The sequence below is a fragment of the Flavobacterium sp. FG19 genome (assembly GCF_057809475.1).
Genome location: NZ_JBMDKA010000033.1, coordinates 24,653 through 45,187, shown reverse-complemented (window position 1 = coordinate 45,187; position 20,535 = coordinate 24,653). Strand labels below are relative to the sequence as shown.

The 20,535-nt window shown below is 38.2% G+C and carries 14 protein-coding genes; 13 read left to right on the top strand and 1 reads right to left on the bottom strand.

Features of this window, described 5'->3' with window-relative positions:
- Positions 1-32 precede the first annotated feature (32 nt).
- The 11 genes from ACODST_RS24120 (at position 33) to ACODST_RS24070 (ending at position 16,821) form a co-directional block, all read left to right on the top strand.
- Positions 33-1,100, top strand: coding sequence for a sterol desaturase family protein (locus ACODST_RS24120; protein ID WP_488934649.1), 1,068 nt, complete (start codon positions 33-35; stop codon positions 1,098-1,100).
- Between the two features lie 88 nt (positions 1,101-1,188).
- The gene (locus ACODST_RS24115; protein WP_488934648.1) at positions 1,189-1,905 is read left to right on the top strand and encodes a thioredoxin domain-containing protein; all 717 of its coding nucleotides are present in this window, start codon (positions 1,189-1,191) and stop codon (positions 1,903-1,905) included.
- Positions 1,906-1,981: 76 nt separating this feature from the next.
- Entirely contained in the window at positions 1,982-3,601 is a 1,620-nt protein-coding gene (locus ACODST_RS24110) for a sulfatase-like hydrolase/transferase (protein WP_488934647.1), read from the top strand.
- A gap of 128 nt (positions 3,602-3,729) precedes the next feature.
- Positions 3,730-4,992: a YeiH family protein gene (locus tag ACODST_RS24105; RefSeq protein ID WP_488934646.1), complete on the top strand. Its 1,263-nt coding sequence runs from the start codon at positions 3,730-3,732 to the stop codon at positions 4,990-4,992.
- A 751-nt stretch (positions 4,993-5,743) separates the two neighbouring features.
- Complete coding sequence (locus tag ACODST_RS24100) at positions 5,744-7,399, top strand: arylsulfatase (protein ID WP_488934645.1); 1,656 nt, start codon at positions 5,744-5,746, stop codon at positions 7,397-7,399.
- A 29-nt stretch (positions 7,400-7,428) separates the two neighbouring features.
- Positions 7,429-8,253, top strand: a complete 825-nt coding sequence (epsC, locus tag ACODST_RS24095) for a serine O-acetyltransferase EpsC (protein WP_488934644.1) — start codon at positions 7,429-7,431, stop codon at positions 8,251-8,253.
- 13 nt (positions 8,254-8,266) lie between these two features.
- Complete coding sequence (gene cysK / locus ACODST_RS24090) at positions 8,267-9,187, top strand: cysteine synthase A (protein ID WP_488934643.1); 921 nt, start codon at positions 8,267-8,269, stop codon at positions 9,185-9,187.
- 104 nt (positions 9,188-9,291) lie between these two features.
- Positions 9,292-10,212, top strand: coding sequence for a family 2A encapsulin nanocompartment shell protein (locus tag ACODST_RS24085; protein ID WP_488934642.1), 921 nt, complete (start codon positions 9,292-9,294; stop codon positions 10,210-10,212).
- A complete protein-coding gene (locus ACODST_RS24080) occupies positions 10,196-12,127 on the top strand; it encodes a family 2A encapsulin nanocompartment cargo protein cysteine desulfurase (RefSeq protein ID WP_488934641.1) in 1,932 nt (643 codons plus the stop codon). Before ACODST_RS24085 ends, ACODST_RS24080 begins: the two co-directional genes overlap by 17 nt.
- 307 nt (positions 12,128-12,434) lie before the next feature.
- Positions 12,435-15,416 (top strand): SusC/RagA family TonB-linked outer membrane protein, encoded by a 2,982-nt coding sequence (locus ACODST_RS24075; protein ID WP_488934640.1) that lies wholly within the window; start codon positions 12,435-12,437, stop codon positions 15,414-15,416.
- A 10-nt stretch (positions 15,417-15,426) separates the two neighbouring features.
- Complete coding sequence (locus ACODST_RS24070; protein WP_488934639.1) at positions 15,427-16,821, top strand: RagB/SusD family nutrient uptake outer membrane protein; 1,395 nt, start codon at positions 15,427-15,429, stop codon at positions 16,819-16,821.
- Positions 16,822-17,109: 288 nt separating this feature from the next.
- Here the strand turns inward: ACODST_RS24070 and rocD are convergent, their stop codons facing one another.
- Positions 17,110-18,363, bottom strand: coding sequence for an ornithine--oxo-acid transaminase (rocD, locus tag ACODST_RS24065; RefSeq protein ID WP_488934638.1), 1,254 nt, complete (start codon positions 18,361-18,363; stop codon positions 17,110-17,112).
- A gap of 222 nt (positions 18,364-18,585) precedes the next feature.
- Between rocD and ACODST_RS24060 the strand changes: the two genes are divergently transcribed.
- Both ACODST_RS24060 and ACODST_RS24055 read left to right on the top strand, forming a co-directional pair.
- On the top strand, positions 18,586-19,038 hold the full coding sequence (locus tag ACODST_RS24060; RefSeq protein ID WP_488934637.1) for an Lrp/AsnC family transcriptional regulator: 453 nt from the start codon (positions 18,586-18,588) through the stop codon (positions 19,036-19,038).
- Between the two features lie 20 nt (positions 19,039-19,058).
- On the top strand, positions 19,059-20,531 hold the full coding sequence (locus ACODST_RS24055; protein WP_488934636.1) for a M20/M25/M40 family metallo-hydrolase: 1,473 nt from the start codon (positions 19,059-19,061) through the stop codon (positions 20,529-20,531).
- Positions 20,532-20,535: the final 4 nt, after the last annotated feature.

Below are 20,535 nucleotides of genomic sequence, written 5' to 3'. Positions count from 1 at the left end.
TATTAATTAACCAATTTTTAAAATAAGAAATCATGGCAATAGTTCAAAGAGAAAAATTAACAAGAGACTTAACAATAAGTTTTTTTATTTATTCATTGCCGGTAGTGGCAATTTACCTTTATTTTAAACTAACCGGAGGAGCTGTAAGCGAATCGCATATCACACTTCCTTCATTTTTAGAATTTGCAAAACCAGCATTCGAAAACATCCGAACCTGGGGATTAACCGTTTTCATGATCGTGTTGGGAATTATTGAATTTGCCGCAGGTTTATACGATGATGAATGGACAGGCGAAGAACGCAAAATAGATATCGTTTGTTTCCTGGCACCAAAATTACTTCTGCCGCCCGTAATTGCTTTTTTCAGCTTAACGGCTTTACCTTATATACTGCCAAATGCAGCGAATGCATTATCATGGGTTCCTTTTTGGGGAGGTTTTTTCCTGATTGCCATTGCCGATGACCTTACACAATACTGGTACCACAGGCTTCACCATCAGGTTCCGTTTTTATGGCGTTTTCACAGAACTCATCATTCTGCTCCATACATGGGAATGGCAATGGCTTCCAGACAAAACTTTATTTATACCGTTCTCTTCTCCCAAATTTATTTAACGGCAACTTTAACGTATTTAGGCTTAGGATTACCGGCTTTATTCGTTTTGGTAATCAAAAGTTTCATCACCTTGGGAGCACATTCCAGCATTGCCTGGGACAAACCATTTTATAAATACAAAGTACTGCATCCAATTGCATGGGTTTTAGAAAGACTGATTTCTACCCCGGCTACACACCACGCACATCACGCAGATACAAGCGGAGACGGTGTTGGACATTTCAAAGGAAACTTTGGAAACATGTTTTTCATTTGGGATGTAATCTTTGGAACGGGATTAATCACCCGTAAATTTCCTGAATCTTACGGAACCAAATCATACAAACAGGAAGAATGGTATGCCCAGTTTTTATGGCCGATATTCAAATCTAAAAAAGAAGGAAGTTCTCTTGCCGAAGGTGTACTGGCATTTCCGTTAAAAGCCAAACCTGTAGAAAAGGCAGCAGAAACTTTAGAACCGGCTCCGGTTTTAGAACAGGTTTAATTTAAAAATCAATAAAAAATAGAAAGTACGGCAGTGTATTCAAATAATCCCTGAATACACTGCCCGCTTTTATCAAAACCTTTCTGTCATGAAAAATAATAGAATTAAATACAGCATTACAGCATTCATTTTGCTTTTTACAATCGCAGGTTTTTCACAAAACAAAAGTTCCAATACCGTTTCGCTTGATGTTTTCTACAGTAAAATTCAGGTCGAAAAAAAGCCGCAGATAATTGATGCCAGAGGTCCGGAAGAATTTGCTTTAAACCACATTAACGGTGCCGTAAATTTTAATTTAGAATCGAAAAATTATGCAGAACAAGTGGCAAAACTGGACAAATCAAGACCCGTGTTTACCTACTCTGTGGGAGCCGGAAGAAGCGTTTGGCTGGCCGATGAACTGCTCAAAAACGGTTTTAAAGAAGCCTATAGTTTAGAAGGCGGCATTGCGAACTGGATTGGAAACGGAAAACCCTTTTACACCAGTTCCAAAAGCAAATTAACCCTTACGGAATACCATAAAATCATTGCTGATAATAAAACTGTTTTAGTCGATATTGGCTCTAAATACTGCGGTGCCTGTACTAAAGTAAAACCTGTGCTGGAAACCATCAGGACACAATATGGCGACAATCTAAAAATCGTAGAAATTGACCTCGAAACCAGTCCGCAGGTAATTGCTGATTTAAAAAGTATCAAAGTTTTCCCAACTCTGATTTTATATCAAAATGGTAAAATCGTCTTCAAGAAAGACGGTTTCAGTGATTTAAAAAAAGAAGTTGATGTGGCTTTGGCTTCAAAATAATCTCAGGTCATCTTCTGAAATACAAGTAAAAACTTTGTCAAAGTTCACCAATCACAAAATAAACTAACCCAATCCTATGGCAGCCTATAAAAAAATAACCAAAATTGTAATTTCCATTCTAATAGTGCTTCTCATTCTTGGAGCATTTTTATTCTGGCCTATTAATACCGATGGAACTTTAATTAAAGCCGATAAAAAATTAGCAGAAGGAAAAGCAGCCTTTCTTTCCCAAAAAGACACTTCCAAAAACTCCGCAGCAAAACCCAATATCATCATTCTGGTCGCCGACGATTTAGGCAAATATGATATTTCTCTTTACGGCGGAAAATCAACGCCCACACCGCAAATCGATTCACTTGCTGCCTCCGGAGTAACTTTTACTGACGGATATGTTTCATCATCAATTTGTTCGCCATCACGTGCCGGATTATTAACAGGCCGTTATCAGGAACGTTTTGGACATGAATATCAGCCGGGAGACCGTTATCCGAAAAACAATCTGGAGTATTATGCCTTTAAATATTTAATCAACACGGACAGCTGGCGTTTAAATGATAAAATAAAGTACCCTAACGAAGCTTCTATAGCGACGCAGGGTTTACCAAAATCAGAAATTACTTTTGCCGATTTAGCCAAAAAACAAGGTTACGCTACCGCTATTATTGGAAAATGGCATTTGGGTCACAACAAAGGATTTTTTCCTGTAGACCGCGGTTTCGATTATCATTATGGATTTTATCAGGCTTTTTCACTTTACACTCCCGAAGATGATAATCCGGATATCATCAATCATCATCACAAAGATTTTACCGATAAAACAATTTGGGGCAATGGCCGTGTCGGAACCGGGCAAATTCGCCGTGATACGACTATCATAAAGGATAAAAAGTATTTAACCGAAACATTTGCTGATGAAGCCGAAGCTTTTATTGATAAAAATAAAAACAAACCGTTTTTATTATACGTTCCGTTTAATGCCCCGCACACGCCATTTCAGGTTCGCAAAAAATATTATGATCGTTTTCCCAATGTAAAAGACGAAAACAAACGTGTTTATTTTGCTATGATCAGTGCCCTTGACGATGCGATTGGGAGAATCAGGGAAAAAGTTAAAAAAGAAGGTTTAGAAGAAAACACTTTAGTCTTTTTTATCAGTGACAATGGCGGTGCCGATTATACTTTTGCTACCACAAATGCCCCATTAAAAGGTGGGAAATTTTCGCATTTTGAAGGCGGTGTCAATGTTCCGTTTGCACTTTCGTGGAAAGGAAAAATCAAACCGCATACTGTTTACAAAACACCGGTAAGTTCTCTGGATATTTTCAGCACGATTGCCGCTGTAACGCATTCAGGACTTCCAAAAGACCGTGTTTACGACGGAGTTGATTTAATTGATGTGGTCAATAACAACAAAGAAGCGCATAAAGAGTTATACTGGCGTTCCGGCGATGCAAAAGCAATCCGAAGCGGTGACTGGAAATTAATTATAAGCGGTAAAACCCACGAAACCTGGCTTTACAATCTCGCCAAAGACAAATCTGAAACTACAGATCTGGCTGCAAAAAATCCCGAAAAAGTAAAGGAACTGCAGACGGCTTTACAAACCTGGGAAAAAGGACTGATCAAACCCCTGTGGCCGAACCTGACGTATTATGAATTTAACTTTGGCAGACAAAAATACTTTGTGGATCTGTAACCGATTATGTAAACCCGACAGATTTTATCCTGAGGCTTCGGGACTGTCGGGTTTAGCATTTACTATAAATTGCTTCCTCTCTAAACGAAAGGCAATTCCAATAATCTTAGAATAATCAACCCAAAAATATGTCATCTCAATACAAACAATTTACCCTTCACGAAGACTGGACAGTCGTAATTCTGGGATTTATAATCATAGGAATTTCACTTTTTATATTTCTTCCGGAAGTTCCTGTTTTTAACTGGTCAACTACTGCCGATTTAGCTGCCAGCGTATTCGATCTTAAAAACCTTAAAATTATTTTCATTCAATTTATATATTTAATTTCTATCGGAATGCTTGGTGCTTTTTTAATCGGAAAATCAGTCCGGTACTTTCTCTTTACTTTTCCCATAGTATATATCTTGACACTGCTTGCCTTACTTCTTGCCGGAAATTCAGCCATAAAATCCATCAATCTTGAAGCTGTGATTTTTAGTCTGATCATTGGTCTGGCTATTGGAAACTTTTTCAAACTTCCGGAATGGTTTCGTTCCGCACTTTCTACAGAAGTTTTTGTCAAAATTGGATTGGTTTTATTGGGAACCAGTGTTATTTTCTCTGATATTCTCAAAGCAGGTTCATTAGGCTTAATCCAGGCATTGGTTGTTGTGCTGTCTGTTTGGTATTTTGCCTTTTGGCTCTGCCGAAAATTAAAAGTTGATGATGAACTTACGATGATGATTTCGAGTGCCGTCTCTATCTGCGGCGTTTCGGCTGCGATTGCCACGTCCGGTGCCATTAAAGGCGACTCTAAAAAATTATCCTACGTTATTTCCGTCGTATTGATCACTGCAATTCCCATGATGATTTTCATGCCGGTTATCGCCCGATATTTTAATTTCCCCGAAGAAGTAACCGGAGCCTGGCTTGGCGGCAGTATTGATACCTCCGGAGCTGTTGCAGCTTCCGGAACCTTAGTTGGCGAAACCGCTTTAAAAATCAGTACCATTGTCAAATTCTCTCAAAACGTTTTATTAGGATTAGCCGCTTTTGCTATTTCGGTTTACTGGACGTATTCGCATAATACGACAACTCAAGCCGTCGAATCGAAACCAACTCTAAAAGTAATCTGGGAACGTTTTCCAAAATTCGTAATCGGATTTATTGCGGCTTCTCTGCTTTTCTCCTTTTTAATTACAAGTGAAACAAGAGATATCGTAAAAGACAGCTTAAAAAACCTGCAGGGAATCTGGTTTGCCTTAGCTTTTACAAGTATTGGTTTAGAAACTAATTTTAAAGATTTACTGGTCCATAACAGCCGTAAACCGTTATATGCCTTTTTAATCGCGCAGTTATTCAATGTAATGGTTACGCTGGTTATTGCGTTTCTGCTTTTTGGTAATTAAAATCTGTTCTGTCACAAAGCAGTTCTATTTAAAGCCACAAACTAGCTGGATTAAAAGATTTTGTTTTACGCAGATTACACAGATTGATACCGATTTTAGTTCTAAAATCTTTACATCTGCTCAAATCTTTTGAATCTGCGTGAAATAAAATCTTTGTGACTTAGCTCCCGATAGTTATCAGGATTACGAAATTCAAAAAACTTCAACCCGCAAAAACTTCCCGTTGTTTTGATATTTCCTTCTAAAATAAAAAACAAAACACTACAAATCAATCATTTAAACACAAAAAATATTTCTACACCCTTCTCTGCTGCATCTTTTTTTCAAAAAAAACAAAGATAAATTTGGATTTTACAATATTAAATATAACTTTGTCTATAGAATTAGTAGAGTTTAATTTAAAAAGCTGCAATTTTGAAAACAACAGAGCATAACCCACATTACCTACTTCCTAAAAAATACACCTATAACACCTTTTGTTATATGTGCAGCTGTTGTTAATTCCTGCCATTTATCTGTCATGATTCCGTTTACACTCACAATCCAGAATGGGAATCAGACAGCATTTCAATTTATACTGAAAGAACATTTGATGCTTCTGCCTCAGAAAGCATTATGCTATACTAAATCAAAAATGAAAATAGAGACGACAAACTAACCTTCTTTTTGATTACCAAAGGTCATTTCTGCGGCAACAGAAATGACCTGATTTTAAGAATATTTATCACTAAAAAACAAAAAACACACTGAAATGAACACAAAAATGACCAAACTCCTTTTCTTTCTTCTCTTCACCGGAGCTTTGACTACTCACGAGTCGAATGCCCAATCCGATACGAAACCTAATATTATTTTGATTCTGGTTGATGATATGGGATATTCTGATTTAGGAAATTATGGTTCAGAAATTAAAACGCCTAATCTTGATAAACTGGCCGCAGAAGGTTTGCGCTTACGGGAATTTTACAACAACTCAATCTGTGCACCAACAAGGGCTTCCCTCCTGACGGGTCAATACCAGCACAAAGCCGGAGTTGGTTTCTTCGATGTCAATTTAGGTTTACCGGCTTATCAGGGGTATTTAAATAAAGAATCTTTGACACTGGGAGAAGTTTTCCGCTCCGGCGGCTACAGCACCCTTTTATCCGGAAAATGGCATGTGGGTTCTGAAGATCAGTCGCAATGGCCCAATCAGAGAGGTTTTGATAAATTTTACGGAATCCTGAAAGGCGCATCAAATTATTTTGATACCAAACCGCTTCCTTTTGGAAAAACACCTTATCCTGTAAAACTGATTCGAAATAATGAAGAACTCCATCCAAAAGACGATTCTTATTATTTTACAGATGAAATTGGTAATAATGCTGTGACTTTCCTGGACGAACAGAACAAAGAAAACAAGCCTTTCTTTTTATATTTAGCCTTTACAGCACCACACTGGCCTTTACAGGCAAAACAAGCTGATATTGCAAAATACAGGGGAAAATTTGATGAAGGCTGGGACGTTTTAAGAGAAAAAAGGATTCAAAAATTAAAAGCCAGCGGTATTTTACCAGCTGATCAGAGTATTGCACCAAGAGATCCTGAAGTTCCGGAATGGAGTAAACTGACGTATGACGAAAAACAGTTCTGGAAAGCCAAAATGGAAGTTTACGCGGCCATGGTCGACAATATGGATCAAAATGTGGGTAAGGTTCTGGACAAACTTAAAGCACTCAAAAAAGATAAAAACACACTGATTATTTTCATTTCAGACAACGGTGCCCAGGGCGGATTCAATACGTACAATCCGCTGGGAAGAGGTTTAGTCAGAAATGAAGGGCCTGTCGGAACCTCCGGTTCTTTTGATTATCAGGAACAAAACTGGGCCTATTTATCCAATACCCCTTTACAGCAATACAAAAACAATATGCATGAAGGCGGTTTTAGTTCACCGTTTATTGCCTGGTTTCCCTCAAAAATCAAAGCCGGGCGTATTGATAAAGGAACCGGGCATATTATTGATCTTGCCCCTACCTTTTATGACCTGGCAGGAATTGAATATCCAAAAGAATATAATGGTGTGACGACAAACGCTTTGGTTGGAAAAAGTTTGTTACCTGTTTTATTTAATAATGTTTCGCAGGTGGACAGAGGCACACCATTATTTTGGGAAAGAGCGGGCAACAGGGCTGTTCGTGAAGGAAAATGGAAACTGGTTTCAATTTATCCTTCATATGAATGGGAACTTTACGATCTGGAAACCGACAGAGGGGAAACCACCAATCTGGCACAGCAGCATCCGGGAATTGTAAACAGGCTTTCAGCTTCTTATTTTGACTGGGCAGATGAAACCGGAGTTGTCGAATACAGTAAATTTAAATTAAAACCAGAAACGATGCCGGGCGGAGCAGCTCTTAAAAAATAATCTTTTTTTTAACCCTAAAATCAATCCGTATGAATTCATTTTACCAGGAAATAGCAAGACAGCATCAGGAATTGGCCATACTTCCTGAAAAGAAACTCATTCATCATTTTATTGATGAATTGTTTTCGATTTTGTTTTCGAATACTTCAAGGTCTTATGGCATTCCCGCTATTATTGAAAATAAATTCGACGGGTTAGAAAGACAATTTGAGGAGCTGGTTACCAACTTTGCCCCAACTAACAAAAAAGGCAGACAGCAGACCCTCATTTTTTTTGAAGCACTGCCCTATTTATACAGAAAAGCACGGAATGATGCCCAAACCATTTTTGCCAAAGATCCTGCGGCCAAATCAATAGAAGAAGTTTTGTATTCGTATCCCGGTTTTTTCGCTATTGCCGTTTATCGATTTTCTCATCAGCTTTGGAAGCAGGATTTAAAACTACTGGCCCGTACCATTTCAGAATATGCCCATATTAAAACTAGCATCGAAATTCATCCCGGAGCCCAGATTGGCAATGGATTTGCAATAGATCACGGAACCGGAATCGTTATAGGCGAAACAGCCGTTATCGGGAACAATGTCCAGATTTATCAGGGCGTTACGCTTGGCGCTTTAAGTGTAAAAAAAGAAGAAGCTTTTATAAAAAGACATCCCAGCATTGAAGACAATGTTATTATTTACGCCAACAGCACTATTCTGGGCGGGCAAACAACTGTAGGCCGGGATTCCATCATTGGAGGAAATGTATGGCTGACCTATTCGATCCCATCCAATTCCGTTGTTTACCATAAAAATGAGATGAAAGTTAAGGACAATAATCCTTTTCCCGAACCCATTTTTTATTCTATTTAAAAATATCAAAAACATGAAATATCAGAACATTTTAGAAACCATTGGGAATACCCCCCATATAAAGCTCAACAAGCTTTTTAAAACCCACGAGGTATGGATTAAATTAGAGAAATCAAATCCGGGATCGAGTATTAAAGACAGGATTGCACTGGCTATGATTGAAGATGCCGAGAAAAAAGGGCTTTTAAAACCCGATTCTATCATTATTGAGCCTACCTCCGGAAATACCGGAATAGGGCTGTCCTTAGTCGCAGCAGTAAAAGGATACAAAGTAATTATTGTCATGCCCGAATCGATGAGTGTCGAACGCCGAAAAATCATTGAGGCTTACGGTGCCGAATATGTTTTGACGCCCCGTGAAAAAGGAACTTCCGGCGCTGTTGAAAAAGCACATGAACTGGCCTCAACCATCAAAAATTCTTTTCTGCCTTCACAATTCACTAACAGGGCTAATGTTGAAGTTCACGAACGAACTACGGCACAGGAAATTTTAGCTGACTTTCCTGACGGCATCGATTACCTGATCACGGGAGTTGGAACGGGCGGGCATATTACCGGGGTTTCTAAAATTCTAAAACAGCATTTTCCCAATCTGAAAACCATTGCGGTTGAGCCGGCACTTTCACCGGTTTTAAGCGGTGGTATTCCCGCTCCCCATCCGCTGCAGGGAATTGGCGCCGGATTCATTCCGGAAGTCTTTAACCGTGACTATGTAGATGAAATTATCACAATCGAAAAAAACGATGCTTTTTCATTTGCTAAAAAACTAACCAAAGAAGAAGGAATATTTGGAGGAGTTTCTACCGGCGCCGCATTGGCAGCCGTTTCAAAAAAAATAAAAAATATTCCGGAAGATGCCGTTATTCTTACTTTCAATTATGATACGGGAGAACGTTATCTTTCTGTTGAAGAATTATTTGATTTTTTCTCATAAAAAATTAAACACCAGCTATTTACAACAAAATAAAACCTGTAATTTTAACAATGCACTTTTAGTAATTGTTTAAAACGAAAAAATGAACCAAAAAACTTAAAACTATGGCAGATTTACAAAAACAACAGACCGCATTAGGCGATGTTGCCGCAAGACAATTAGCAATTGCAACACGTACCGTTCCTCAAATTGGAACCATAACTCCGCGCTGGCTAACGCATCTTTTACACTGGACACCGGTAGAATCCGGAGTATTCCGTCTCAATAAGGTAAAAAATGCAAACCATATCGAAGTGGACTGCTCGGCACGTGATGAAAGAGTTTTACCAAATACTTTCGTTGATTATATCGAAAATCCCAGAGAATACAATCTGGCTGCCGTTCAGACTATCGTTGATGTACATACCCGTGTTTCTGATTTATACAGCAAACCCTACAATCAGATTTCAGAACAGCTACGTCTGGCTATAGAAACTATTAAAGAACGTCAGGAAAGCGAATTAATCAACAACAAAGATTACGGATTACTAAGTAATGTAGCACCCTCTCAGGTTATTAAAACCAGAACGGGCGCACCAACTCCCGACGATCTGGATGAACTATTAACAAAAGTCTGGAAAGAACCCGGTTTTTTCCTTTTACATCCGCTGGCTATAGCTGCTTTTGGACGTGAATGTACCCGTCGTGGTGTTCCGCCGCCTACAACCTCTTTATTTGGTTCCCAATTTTTAACCTGGAGAGGAATACCACTTATTCCATCAGATAAACTGCCTATTAAAGACGGAAAATCTAAAATTATATTATTACGTACCGGAGAAAGCCGTCAGGGCGTTATTGGACTAATTCAGCCGGGATTACAGGGCGAACAGTCACCTGGATTATCCGTTCGTTTTATGGGAATTAATGAAAAAGCCATTGCCTCTTATCTCGTGTCGCTGTATTGTTCGCTGGCTATTTTGGTAGATGATGCTATTGCTGTTTTAGAAGACGTAGAAATAGGAAAGTATCATGAGTACAAATATTAACCATAACGGATTACCCAGCATCGACGATCTGCAGCATTTGGCCAATGAGCTGTTCAGAGCACTGCCTAATGAGTTTCCAAAAGAAATTTCATTAAGTCCGGACAAAGCGGAACATCCTCGTGCCACGCATATTGCAGAAACACTGCTGCAGGCCGGAAATTCAGATCAGTTTGGTCAGATCCCTGTAATTCCGGCAAATGTGCAGCCTGCTCAGCATTCGTTCAGCGGTTTCGGAGTATCTCCTTCTGTAGTGCAGTACGGAAATACGGGAGCCTCTGCTTTATATCCAAATGCCGGAGCAGGATACGACCCGAAAAGCAAAAACGCAGCTTCAGGTGTTCAGGAAAACCATGATTTAAACATCAATGATCCGCATACCGGATTTCAGGATGTAAATCTGAAAAATGGCAATGTACCGCAATTGAACGAAGAGACTATCTTTTCCTCATTACTGCTGAACAATCAATACCTGCCTTTTCAAACAGAACATTCTTCTTTTGAAATTGAATTACAGGCTGCTTTAGCATCAGTGGATACTCAGTTTCAAAAACGGGAACCTTTTCCTTTAAACGGAAATGAAACCTCTGCTTCGTATTATTTTTTAGAACAGAATCCTTTTGCATTTGATAAAAGAAACACAGACATCATCGTTGGAAACTCTTTTGATACTAAAGAAATCAATCTTTTTAAAGGACATCATTTTGATGCCGCTTTGGTCAAAAAAGACTTTCCAATTCTGAGAGAAACAGTAAACGGAAAACCATTAGTCTGGTTTGACAATGCTGCCACAACCCAAAAACCACAATCGGTAATTGACAGAATTGCGTATTTCTACGAACATGAAAACTCGAATATTCACCGTGCCGCCCATGAACTGGCTGCTCGTGCTTCTGATGCATACGAAGCTGCACGCGAAAAAGTAAAAGCATTTTTAAATGCCGGTTCTGTAAATGAGATTGTTTTTGTAAGAGGAGCCACGGAAGGAATAAATCTCGTTGCTTCAACCTGGGGAGAGCAAAATTTAAATTCTGGTGACGAAATTATTGTAAGCAATCTGGAACATCATGCCAATATTGTTCCGTGGAAACGGCTGGCCGATAAAAAAGGATTAAAACTCAGAGTGATTCCGGTTGACGATGACGGCCAGATTCTATTGGATGAATATGCCAGACTGCTGAATCCAAAAACCCGTTTAGTAGCTTTTACACAGGTTTCGAATGCCTTAGGAACCATTACACCGGCAAAGAAAATAGTAGAAATGGCACATGCAGCCGGAGCCAGAGTTCTGATTGATGGTGCACAGTCAGTTTCACACATGAAAGTCGATGTACAGCATTTAAATCCGGACTGGCTGGTTTTCTCGGGCCATAAATTATTCGGTCCAACCGGAATTGGAGCCTTATACGGCAAAGAAGATCTTTTAAATGAAATGCAGCCGTATCAGTCGGGCGGAAACATGATTCAGGATGTTACTTTTGAGGAAATAAAATACCACAAAGCACCCAATCGTTTTGAAGCCGGAACCGGAAACATTGCCGATGCTATTGGTCTTGGTGCCGCCATTGATTATGTTACCAAACTGGGAATTGAAGCTATTGGGCAATATGAGCATTATTTGTTAGAATATGCAACAAGCCTATTAAAAGAGATTCCGGGTGTACGTTTAATAGGAACAGCCAAAGACAAAGCCAGTGTACTATCTTTTAACCTGCAGGGCTATTCAAACGATCAGGTGGGACAGGCACTTAACAAAGAAGGTGTGGCGGTAAGAACCGGACATCATTGTGCCCAGCCTATTCTGCGCAGAATGGGAGTAGAAACAACTGTTCGTCCTTCTCTGGCATTTTACAACACCACCGAAGATGTTGATACTTTTATCAGGACACTTTGGGAACTTAAAAAAGTTAAATTCTAAAAAAATAATAATTACTTTTTTTGATATTTTTAGTAATTATAACCAAAGCGGTTGTTTTCGGACAGTCGCTTTTTTATTGCTTTCCATCATTTTAATATCATAAAAAGCAGTCCCGGATTCGAAGCAGATTGTACGGTTTTACATTTTTATCAAAAAATCATAAAATTTTCATCAAAAACCAACAAACACGTTCACAAAAGTTATCAATATCACAAAAAATGATATAATTGTTATATTTAATGTTAAATTACTATTAAAAATTAACATTAAATTAAGATATTTGAGAGACTAATTTAAACGAAAGGATATGAAAATTAAATTAAAAAATTTTTTGTGGCTGCTGTTATTTTTTGCTCAGATGGCTGCCGCACAGCAGGAATCTATATCCGGAAAAGTAACGGATAAAAAAGGACTTCCAATTCCCGGAGTAAACATTGTTTTAAAAGGAACAAGTGTAAGCGCCCAGACTGATTTTGATGGTCTTTTTAAAATCTCCGCTAAAAAAGGAGAAATCCTTATTGTAAGTTATGTTAGTTACAAAACGGTCGAAGTTCCGGCTTCCAATAAAATGACTATCGAACTGATAGAAATTCAAAATGAACTGGAAGCCGTTGTTGTGGTAGGATACGGAACACAATCTAAAAGAAATTTAACAGATAATATCGCCCGTGTAACAGCAAAGGATATTCAGCAGATTCCTGTTTCGAATATGCAGAATACTTTAGTAGGTAAACTGGCAGGTGTTCAGATTACGCAAACCAATGGTAAAGTCGACGGAGGAATTAATATCCGTGTTCGTGGTGCAGCCAGTATCAGTGCCGGAACACAGCCTTTATATGTACTCGACGGAATTCCTTTAATTAATGACGATGAATCCAGCAACGGTGCTCCAACCAACCCGCTGCTCACTTTAAGTACAAACGAAATTGAATCAATAGATGTTTTAAAAGATGCTTCTTCTGCTGCTATTTACGGAGCGAGAGGAGCTAACGGAGTTGTTTTAATTACTACTAAAAAAGGAAAAGAAGGCAAAGGAACTTTTACTGTAAACCTTTCTCAGGGAGTAAGTGAAGCTACACATAAAAGAAAATGGCTGAATGCCAAACAATATGTTGAATTACTGCAGGAAGCCGGAAGAAACGTAAATGATCTTGAATCGGTTGAAGATGAACTGGAATACCTTTCTCAGGGAACAGACTGGAGAAATGGGGAAATAGACACCAACTGGCAGGATATTGCGTTAAGAACCGGTTATACTACCGATGCTGATTTCTCTGCTTCGGGAGGAGATGACAAAACAAAATATTTCTTTTCCGGTGCTTATAACAATACAACCGGTATTGTAGACAGCAATACTTTAGAAAGATTTACAGCCAGAACCAATGTATCGCACAGAATTTCGAATCGTTTATTGTTAGGAATGAACCTTGGTTTTTCAAGATCTTTAATTCACAGGGTTCAGGACGACAACTCCTTTTCTTCCCCATTACAGTCGGTTGCGCAGGCTCCGATCTCTCCGGCAAGATTAGAAGACGGAAGTGCAAATCCAAACACAGAGTATTCCAACTACCTGTTAGCAAAAGACAATACGTTCTGGAAAACCATTATGCGCAGGCTTACAGGCAAACTGTACGGAGAATTTAAGATTTTATCTTCCTTAAAGTTTAATTCTGATTTTTCATATGACCTGATGACGCAGACCGAAGATTACTGGCAGGGCAAAAATGCGCCTTTTATGGCCACAGACGGGGCTGTATATGCTACTTCTGTAAACACTGAAAATTATGTTTCCAGTAACTATTTTACTTTTGACCAGACCTTTGCCGAAAAACACACTCTAAACCTCGTAGCGGGTATGGAATTCAACAAATACCACAGAAGATATCAGGATGTAAACAGCATCTATTTTTCCAGCGACGATTTCCAGACTGTCGATGGCGGTGCCGAGGTCAATGAAGGTCACGGAAGCGAAACCGATTATGCTTTTCTTTCACAGTTCGGAAGGCTGAATTATGCTTACATGAACAAATACCTTTTAAAAGCCAGTATTCGTCGTGACGGTTCGTCCCGTTTTGGAAAAAATGAACGATTTGGTATTTTTCCGGCGTTCTCTGCCGGATGGGTTATTTCGCAGGAAGAGTTCTTAAAAGACAATAGTGTACTGACCAACTTAAAAGTAAAAGGAAGCTGGGGAAAACTTGGAAATGCCGAGATCGGAAACTTTGCATCCCGTCAGCTTTACAGACCTAATCCGTATAATTTAAAATCAGGACTTACGTTTGATCAGCCTGGTAATAATGACCTTACCTGGGAAAAATCAGCACAGACGGATTTTGGTGTGGAAGTAAGTTTCTTAAACCGATTTACCTTAGAAGCCGATTATTATCAGAAAGATACTGATGGTTTACTTTTTGAAGTTCCGTTACCTTTAAGTTCCGGAGCCGCTTCTATCAATAAAAATATTGGAAAAATCAGAAGTAATGGTTTTGAATTTACTCTAAATACCAAAAATATTGAAACAGAGAATTTTAAATGGAATACCAGTTTTAACCTGACTACCAACCAGTCAAAAGTAAAAACACTTCCAAACAACAACACTGATATTATCAGTACCTACACCATTAACAGAGTTGGCGAAAATATTTCCTCTTTTTATTTAGTGGAATATGCTGGTGTTGATCCGGAAAACGGGGATGCCTTATTCTACAAAAATACTAAAAACGCTGACGGTACTCTTGATCGTACCAAAACAAATACTTACAGCGAAGCACAGCGTATTATTGCAGGAAATCCGTTCCCAACTTTAATGTCGGGTTTAACCAACACTATTTTGTACAAAGGTTTCGATTTTACCTTTACTTTTCAGGGAGAATGGGGAGCCAGTATTTATAATTCTGCCGGAACTTACCAGTCATCTGCTGCTGATTATTTTGACAACCAGACTGCTGACCAGTTAAACAGATGGCAGAAAGAAGGCGATATCACCAATGTACCGCAGGCCCGTTTTGGAGGAACAAACGGAACACAAGATTCTACACGTTATCTTGACAAAGCCGATTTTGTTCGTTTAAGAAACTTAACATTTGGTTATACACTTCCTAAAGACGTTTTAAAAGATTTAGGTATGAGCAGCTTACGAATTTATTTTACAGCTGTTAACCTGCTCACTTTTACGAACTATGAAGGAAACGACCCTGAAGCCCGAAGAGATGATACCGGAATTGGGGAAGATTTTTACTCTGCACCGCCAGCCAGAACTACCGCTATTGGTGTAAACTTTAATTTTTAAAATGAAAAAGATGAAAGCAAATAAACTAATCCTATTTATATTTTTAGCAGCCTTTTTTACCAGCTGCGAAAATGAATTAGACATAGAACCTAAACAGCGCGAAGATGCAGATAAAACATTAAGTACCGAAACGGGAGTTACCAATGTACTAACCGGAACTTATGCGCTGGCCGCTAATGGAAATGCTTATGGAGGAAGGGTTTTACTATATGCAGACCTTCTTGGAGTAACAGGTGTATTAAGCACAACCGATTTAAGATGGAGAGGCAGTTTTGGCGAATTACGACAAATGTATACCAAGAATATGCTGTCTGACAACGTCATTATCGAAGGAACTTATGCCCGCCTGTATGCCATCATTAATGCTTCCAACACCGTAATCGAAAATATAGACAAAGTACAGGATCCTGACAGAAGGGCTGTTATGATTGGTGAAGCCAGTTTCTTAAAGTCACTGGCCTACTTTGACCTGGTTCGCTTTTTCGCAAAACCTTATGTCAGCGGACAAACTAATAGTCAGCTTGGGGTTGTAATAAGACCTGATGCGATTTATGATTTCAGCGTTGATCTTTCAAAAGAAAGAAGCACGGTTGAAGAAGTTTATGAAGTTATTATAGACGGCTTAAATCTGGCTTATACCAATTTACCTGAGGAGAATGGTTTTTATGCTGATAAATATGCGGCACAGGCTTTACTGGCAAGAGTATATTTACAGCAGGGCAGATATGATCTCGCAAGAGATGCCGCCCATGATGTAATAGAAAACAGCGGTCATGCCTTATCTCAAAACTATGGTGCTGCTTTTAACCATGATACCGATCAGCCAGAAGATGTATTCGCTATTCAGATTACCAAACAAACCGGAGTAAATGATGCCGTAACGTTTTACGCTTCTGAAGGAAACGGGGGACGCGGCGGCGATTTCTCTATCCGTGATGCTTATCTGGCTAAATTCAGTACTCCTGATGACCGAGCTGATTTTATATACGAAAACGAAGACAACGGAAGAATCCTGACTTCTAAATATACAGATCAGTTTGCTGATGTAGGGATTATCCGTCTGGCGGAAATGTACTTAATTCGTGCCGAAGGTAATTTGGAAGAAGGAACCGCAATTGGAAATACACCGGTAGACGATATTAATATAATCCGAAGCAGAGCTAATGCTGATGCCCTGATTACGGTAACCCTCGATGATATTCTGCTGGAAAGAGAATTAGAACTGGGTATGGAAGGCTTCTTAATTCATGACATCAAGAGAACCAAACGCTCTATCCTGACAGAAACACCTAATGGCGATCCCCTTTTATTAACCTATGATGCGGATCAATTAGTATTTCCAATTCCGTTAAAAGAGACAGATGCTAACAAAAAAATCACTCAAAATCCGGGATACGGAATATAGCTAAGGATTTGACTTAAAACAGAAAAAACCATTCTCCCCACAGAATGGTTTTTTCATTTAACGATTCAAAATAAGTAAAATTTAAAAGTATGTTTTAAATTGGTAATATCCTGACCAGATCACAGTCGGATTATTCTTTGACTTTTTTAAATAACACTTTCAAAGCTACTCAGGAAACCGTCTTATTAATTACATAATTTTTATTATTCGTTACATAATTCAAATCCACAAAAAAAACAGCTGCCTCATAAAGACAGCCGTTTTCCAAATTCTAAATTAAAGTTCCTTTTATAATTTAAAGTCGTTCAAAGATTTCTCTATAATAACAAGACATTCTTTAATCTGTTCTTCCGTCATCACCAATGGCGGTGCAAATCTGATTTTGTTTCCGTGCGTTGGCTTTGCCAGTAATCCGTTGTCTCTGAATTTCAGGCAGATTTCCCAGGCCAGATCAGAATCTTCTCCGCTGTTAATTACAATCGCGTTCAAAAGACCTTTACCACGAACCAGTGTAATTAAGTTATTCTTTTCAGCGATCTTGTTCAGTCCGTCTCTTAAAATAACGCCCAGACGTTCTGCATTTTCAGCCAGTTTTTCTTCTTTTACCACTTCAAGAGCCGCAATCGCAACCGCAGCCGCAACAGGGTTTCCTCCAAAAGTAGAACCGTGTTGTCCCGGTTTGATCACATTCATGATTTCATTATTACATAAAACCGCAGAAACCGGATAAACTCCTCCGGAAATTGCTTTTCCTAAAATCAAAATATCCGGCTGAACATTTTCATGATGAACCGCTAATAATTTTCCTGTACGGGCAATTCCGGTCTGAACCTCATCAGCAATAAACAAAACATTATGTTTTTCACATAAAGCTTTGGCTTTGGCAAGATACCCTTCAGACGGCACATAAACTCCTGCTTCACCCTGAATAGGTTCAACCAAAAATCCGGCAATATTTTTTGATGATTCCAAAGCTTTTTCCAAAGCCTCTAAATTATCGTATTCAATTTTTATAAATCCATCCGTAAACGGACCAAAATTTTTACGGGCCGTTTCATCATTTGAAAACGAAATAATCGTAGTAGTCCTTCCGTGAAAATTATTCTCACATACGATAACCTGTGCCTGATTCTCCGGAATTCGTTTTACTTCATAAGCCCATTTTCTGCAGACCTTTAAAGCCGTTTCTACAGCTTCGGCACCTGTATTCATTGGAAGCACTTTGTCAAAACCAAAATACTTCGTTACATATTCTTCATAATTCCCCAGTTGATCATTATAAAAAGCACGTGAAGTCAGTGTCAGTTTTTGCGCCTGATCTGTCATTGCTTTTACAATTTTCGGATGACAGTGTCCCTGGTTTACGGCTGAGTAAGCCGATAAGAAATCAAAATATTTTTTTCCGTCAACATCCCATACATACACACCTTCCCCTTTTTCTAAAACCACAGGAAGCGGATGATAATTATGAGCTCCGTATTTGTTCTCTTTTTCAATCAGAATTTCCGATTTAGACGAAAGGGTATTTTCTGTATGTACCATGATATTTAACTTTTTAAAAGACAAAAGTAACAAAATTTCCGAATTCACAAGCTTAAAAGATAAATTTTGACTTTATTTTTACACATTTAAAGTCAAAAATACTCTTTTTAATTTGTTTTTAAATCAAATTTAGTTTTTACGGATTTTAAATTTCAAAGCTTGCTTATTAAAAAAAATAGCTACTTTTATGAATATTAAAAAGAAGGCAACGCATTTAAAAACATGGATAGTTTAGACGAATTCGACATTAACATAATCAAGGAATTAGAAAAAGACGGCAGAATGGCCTTTTCTTCTATCGCCGCCAATTTAAAAATATCCAATACGATGGTACACCAGCGTATTAACCGACTTATAGAACAAGGGATAATCGGCGGAATAAAACCGGTGATCCAGGAAAAGAAAATTGGATTTGACTGGGCTTCTTTTACTGGAATCACCTTAAACAAAGATTCCGATTCAGACCGGATTATCGAAGAATTAAAAAAAATTCCCGAAATCACAGAATGTTATTATGTGACCGGATCTTTTACGCTTTATATTAAAATCGTGGCCAAAAACCATGAACATATGCGAAGAATACTTTACGAAAAAATCGATAATATTCCCGGAATTGCCAAAACCGATTCGATTATAGAATTGGGCTGTGCTTTTAAACGAAATATTATTTTGTAACATCTTTAAATAAGTGAAATATGCGTTTACGAATTCTTTTCCTTTTTACACTATTTCCCTGTAAATCGATCCTTTTTTCGCAAACGACTGTTTCAAATCCGTCCAGAAGTGATTTTTCGGAAACATTGACTATTTTAGCTTCAGATTCGATGCAGGGCCGTAAAGCAAATCAAAGAGGCGGCATTCTGGCCGGAGATTATATTGCGTCAATGATGAAGTTATACAAACTAACGCCTTATAATCAGACTGAAAACTATTTTCAGACATTTGAAATTCAGGAGCATACCGTAAAAAAAACAACTTTAGAAATCAGAAAAAGAAACCACAGAACTATTTCTCTTTCTCCTGAAAAAGATTTTGAGGTTACTCCGACAGCAAATTCCATTCAAAAAAAACAAGCTGAAGTTGTTTTTGTTTCTTACGGTTTAAGTTTACCAAAAGAGCATTATGACGATTATAAAAATCAGGATGTGAAAAACAAAGTGGTTGTCGTTTTAAATGGTTTTCCCGGTTCACAGGATAGTACTTCCTTAACGTATAAAAAATTCAAAAAAATCTTTCCCGAAGAAAATGATTTAGAAGAAACAAAACTAAAAACGGCTGTTAGTAAAGGTGCAATTGCTCTGATAGTTATCGAAACGAAGGAAAATTTCAAACCGGAAAGCAACAAAGAAAATGAGGCTTTTCATTCTTTATTAAACTCAGAATCAGAATCGATTCCGGTTTTCAGAATGGGTAAAGAAACAGCTGAAAATCTTTTTTTTAAAGGCACTGGCTTAAAAAATGACCTTACTTCTGCTCCATTAGAAAAAGTAAAAATTAATTTTTCTGTAAAATTACAATCTGAGACTTCTTATGTTGGAAACATTTTAGGAATGATTCCCGGGAAAGACACTACCAAAACCATTATTATAGGTGCCCATTACGATCATTTAGGTATAAAAAATGACTCTATTTACAATGGTGCAGACGATAATGCTTCAGGAACTTCGGGCATGCTGGCTTTAGCAAAAAAATGGTCCGAATCAGATATAAAACCAAAATACAATCTTCTTTTTGCCGCCTGGACTGCCGAAGAAATGGGACTTTTAGGCAGTGAGTATTTTGTTCAGAATTTAAAAAATGAAAAAATACTGCTTTGTATCAATATGGATATGATTTCGAGAAGTGCACCCGAAGATACAAAACGGCGTACCCTGAGTATCGGAACCGAAAAAGAAACAGAATATTTAAAGAAAATTGCCAGCGAAAGCAACGCTAAGCTTCAAAATCCGTTTACACTTGATTTATGGGAAACCAACGGACATTCCGGAAGCGATTATGCTTCTTTTACCGCTAAAGGAATTCCGATTATGACTTTTTTCAGTGGTTTTCATAACGATTATCACAGTCCCCGCGATATTGCTTCAAAAGTAGATTTAGATAAAATACAGGACGTTCTGTTTATCGTGAACCAGTCTCTTTTAAAATTTTTAGAAATCCAGCCTAACTAAACCT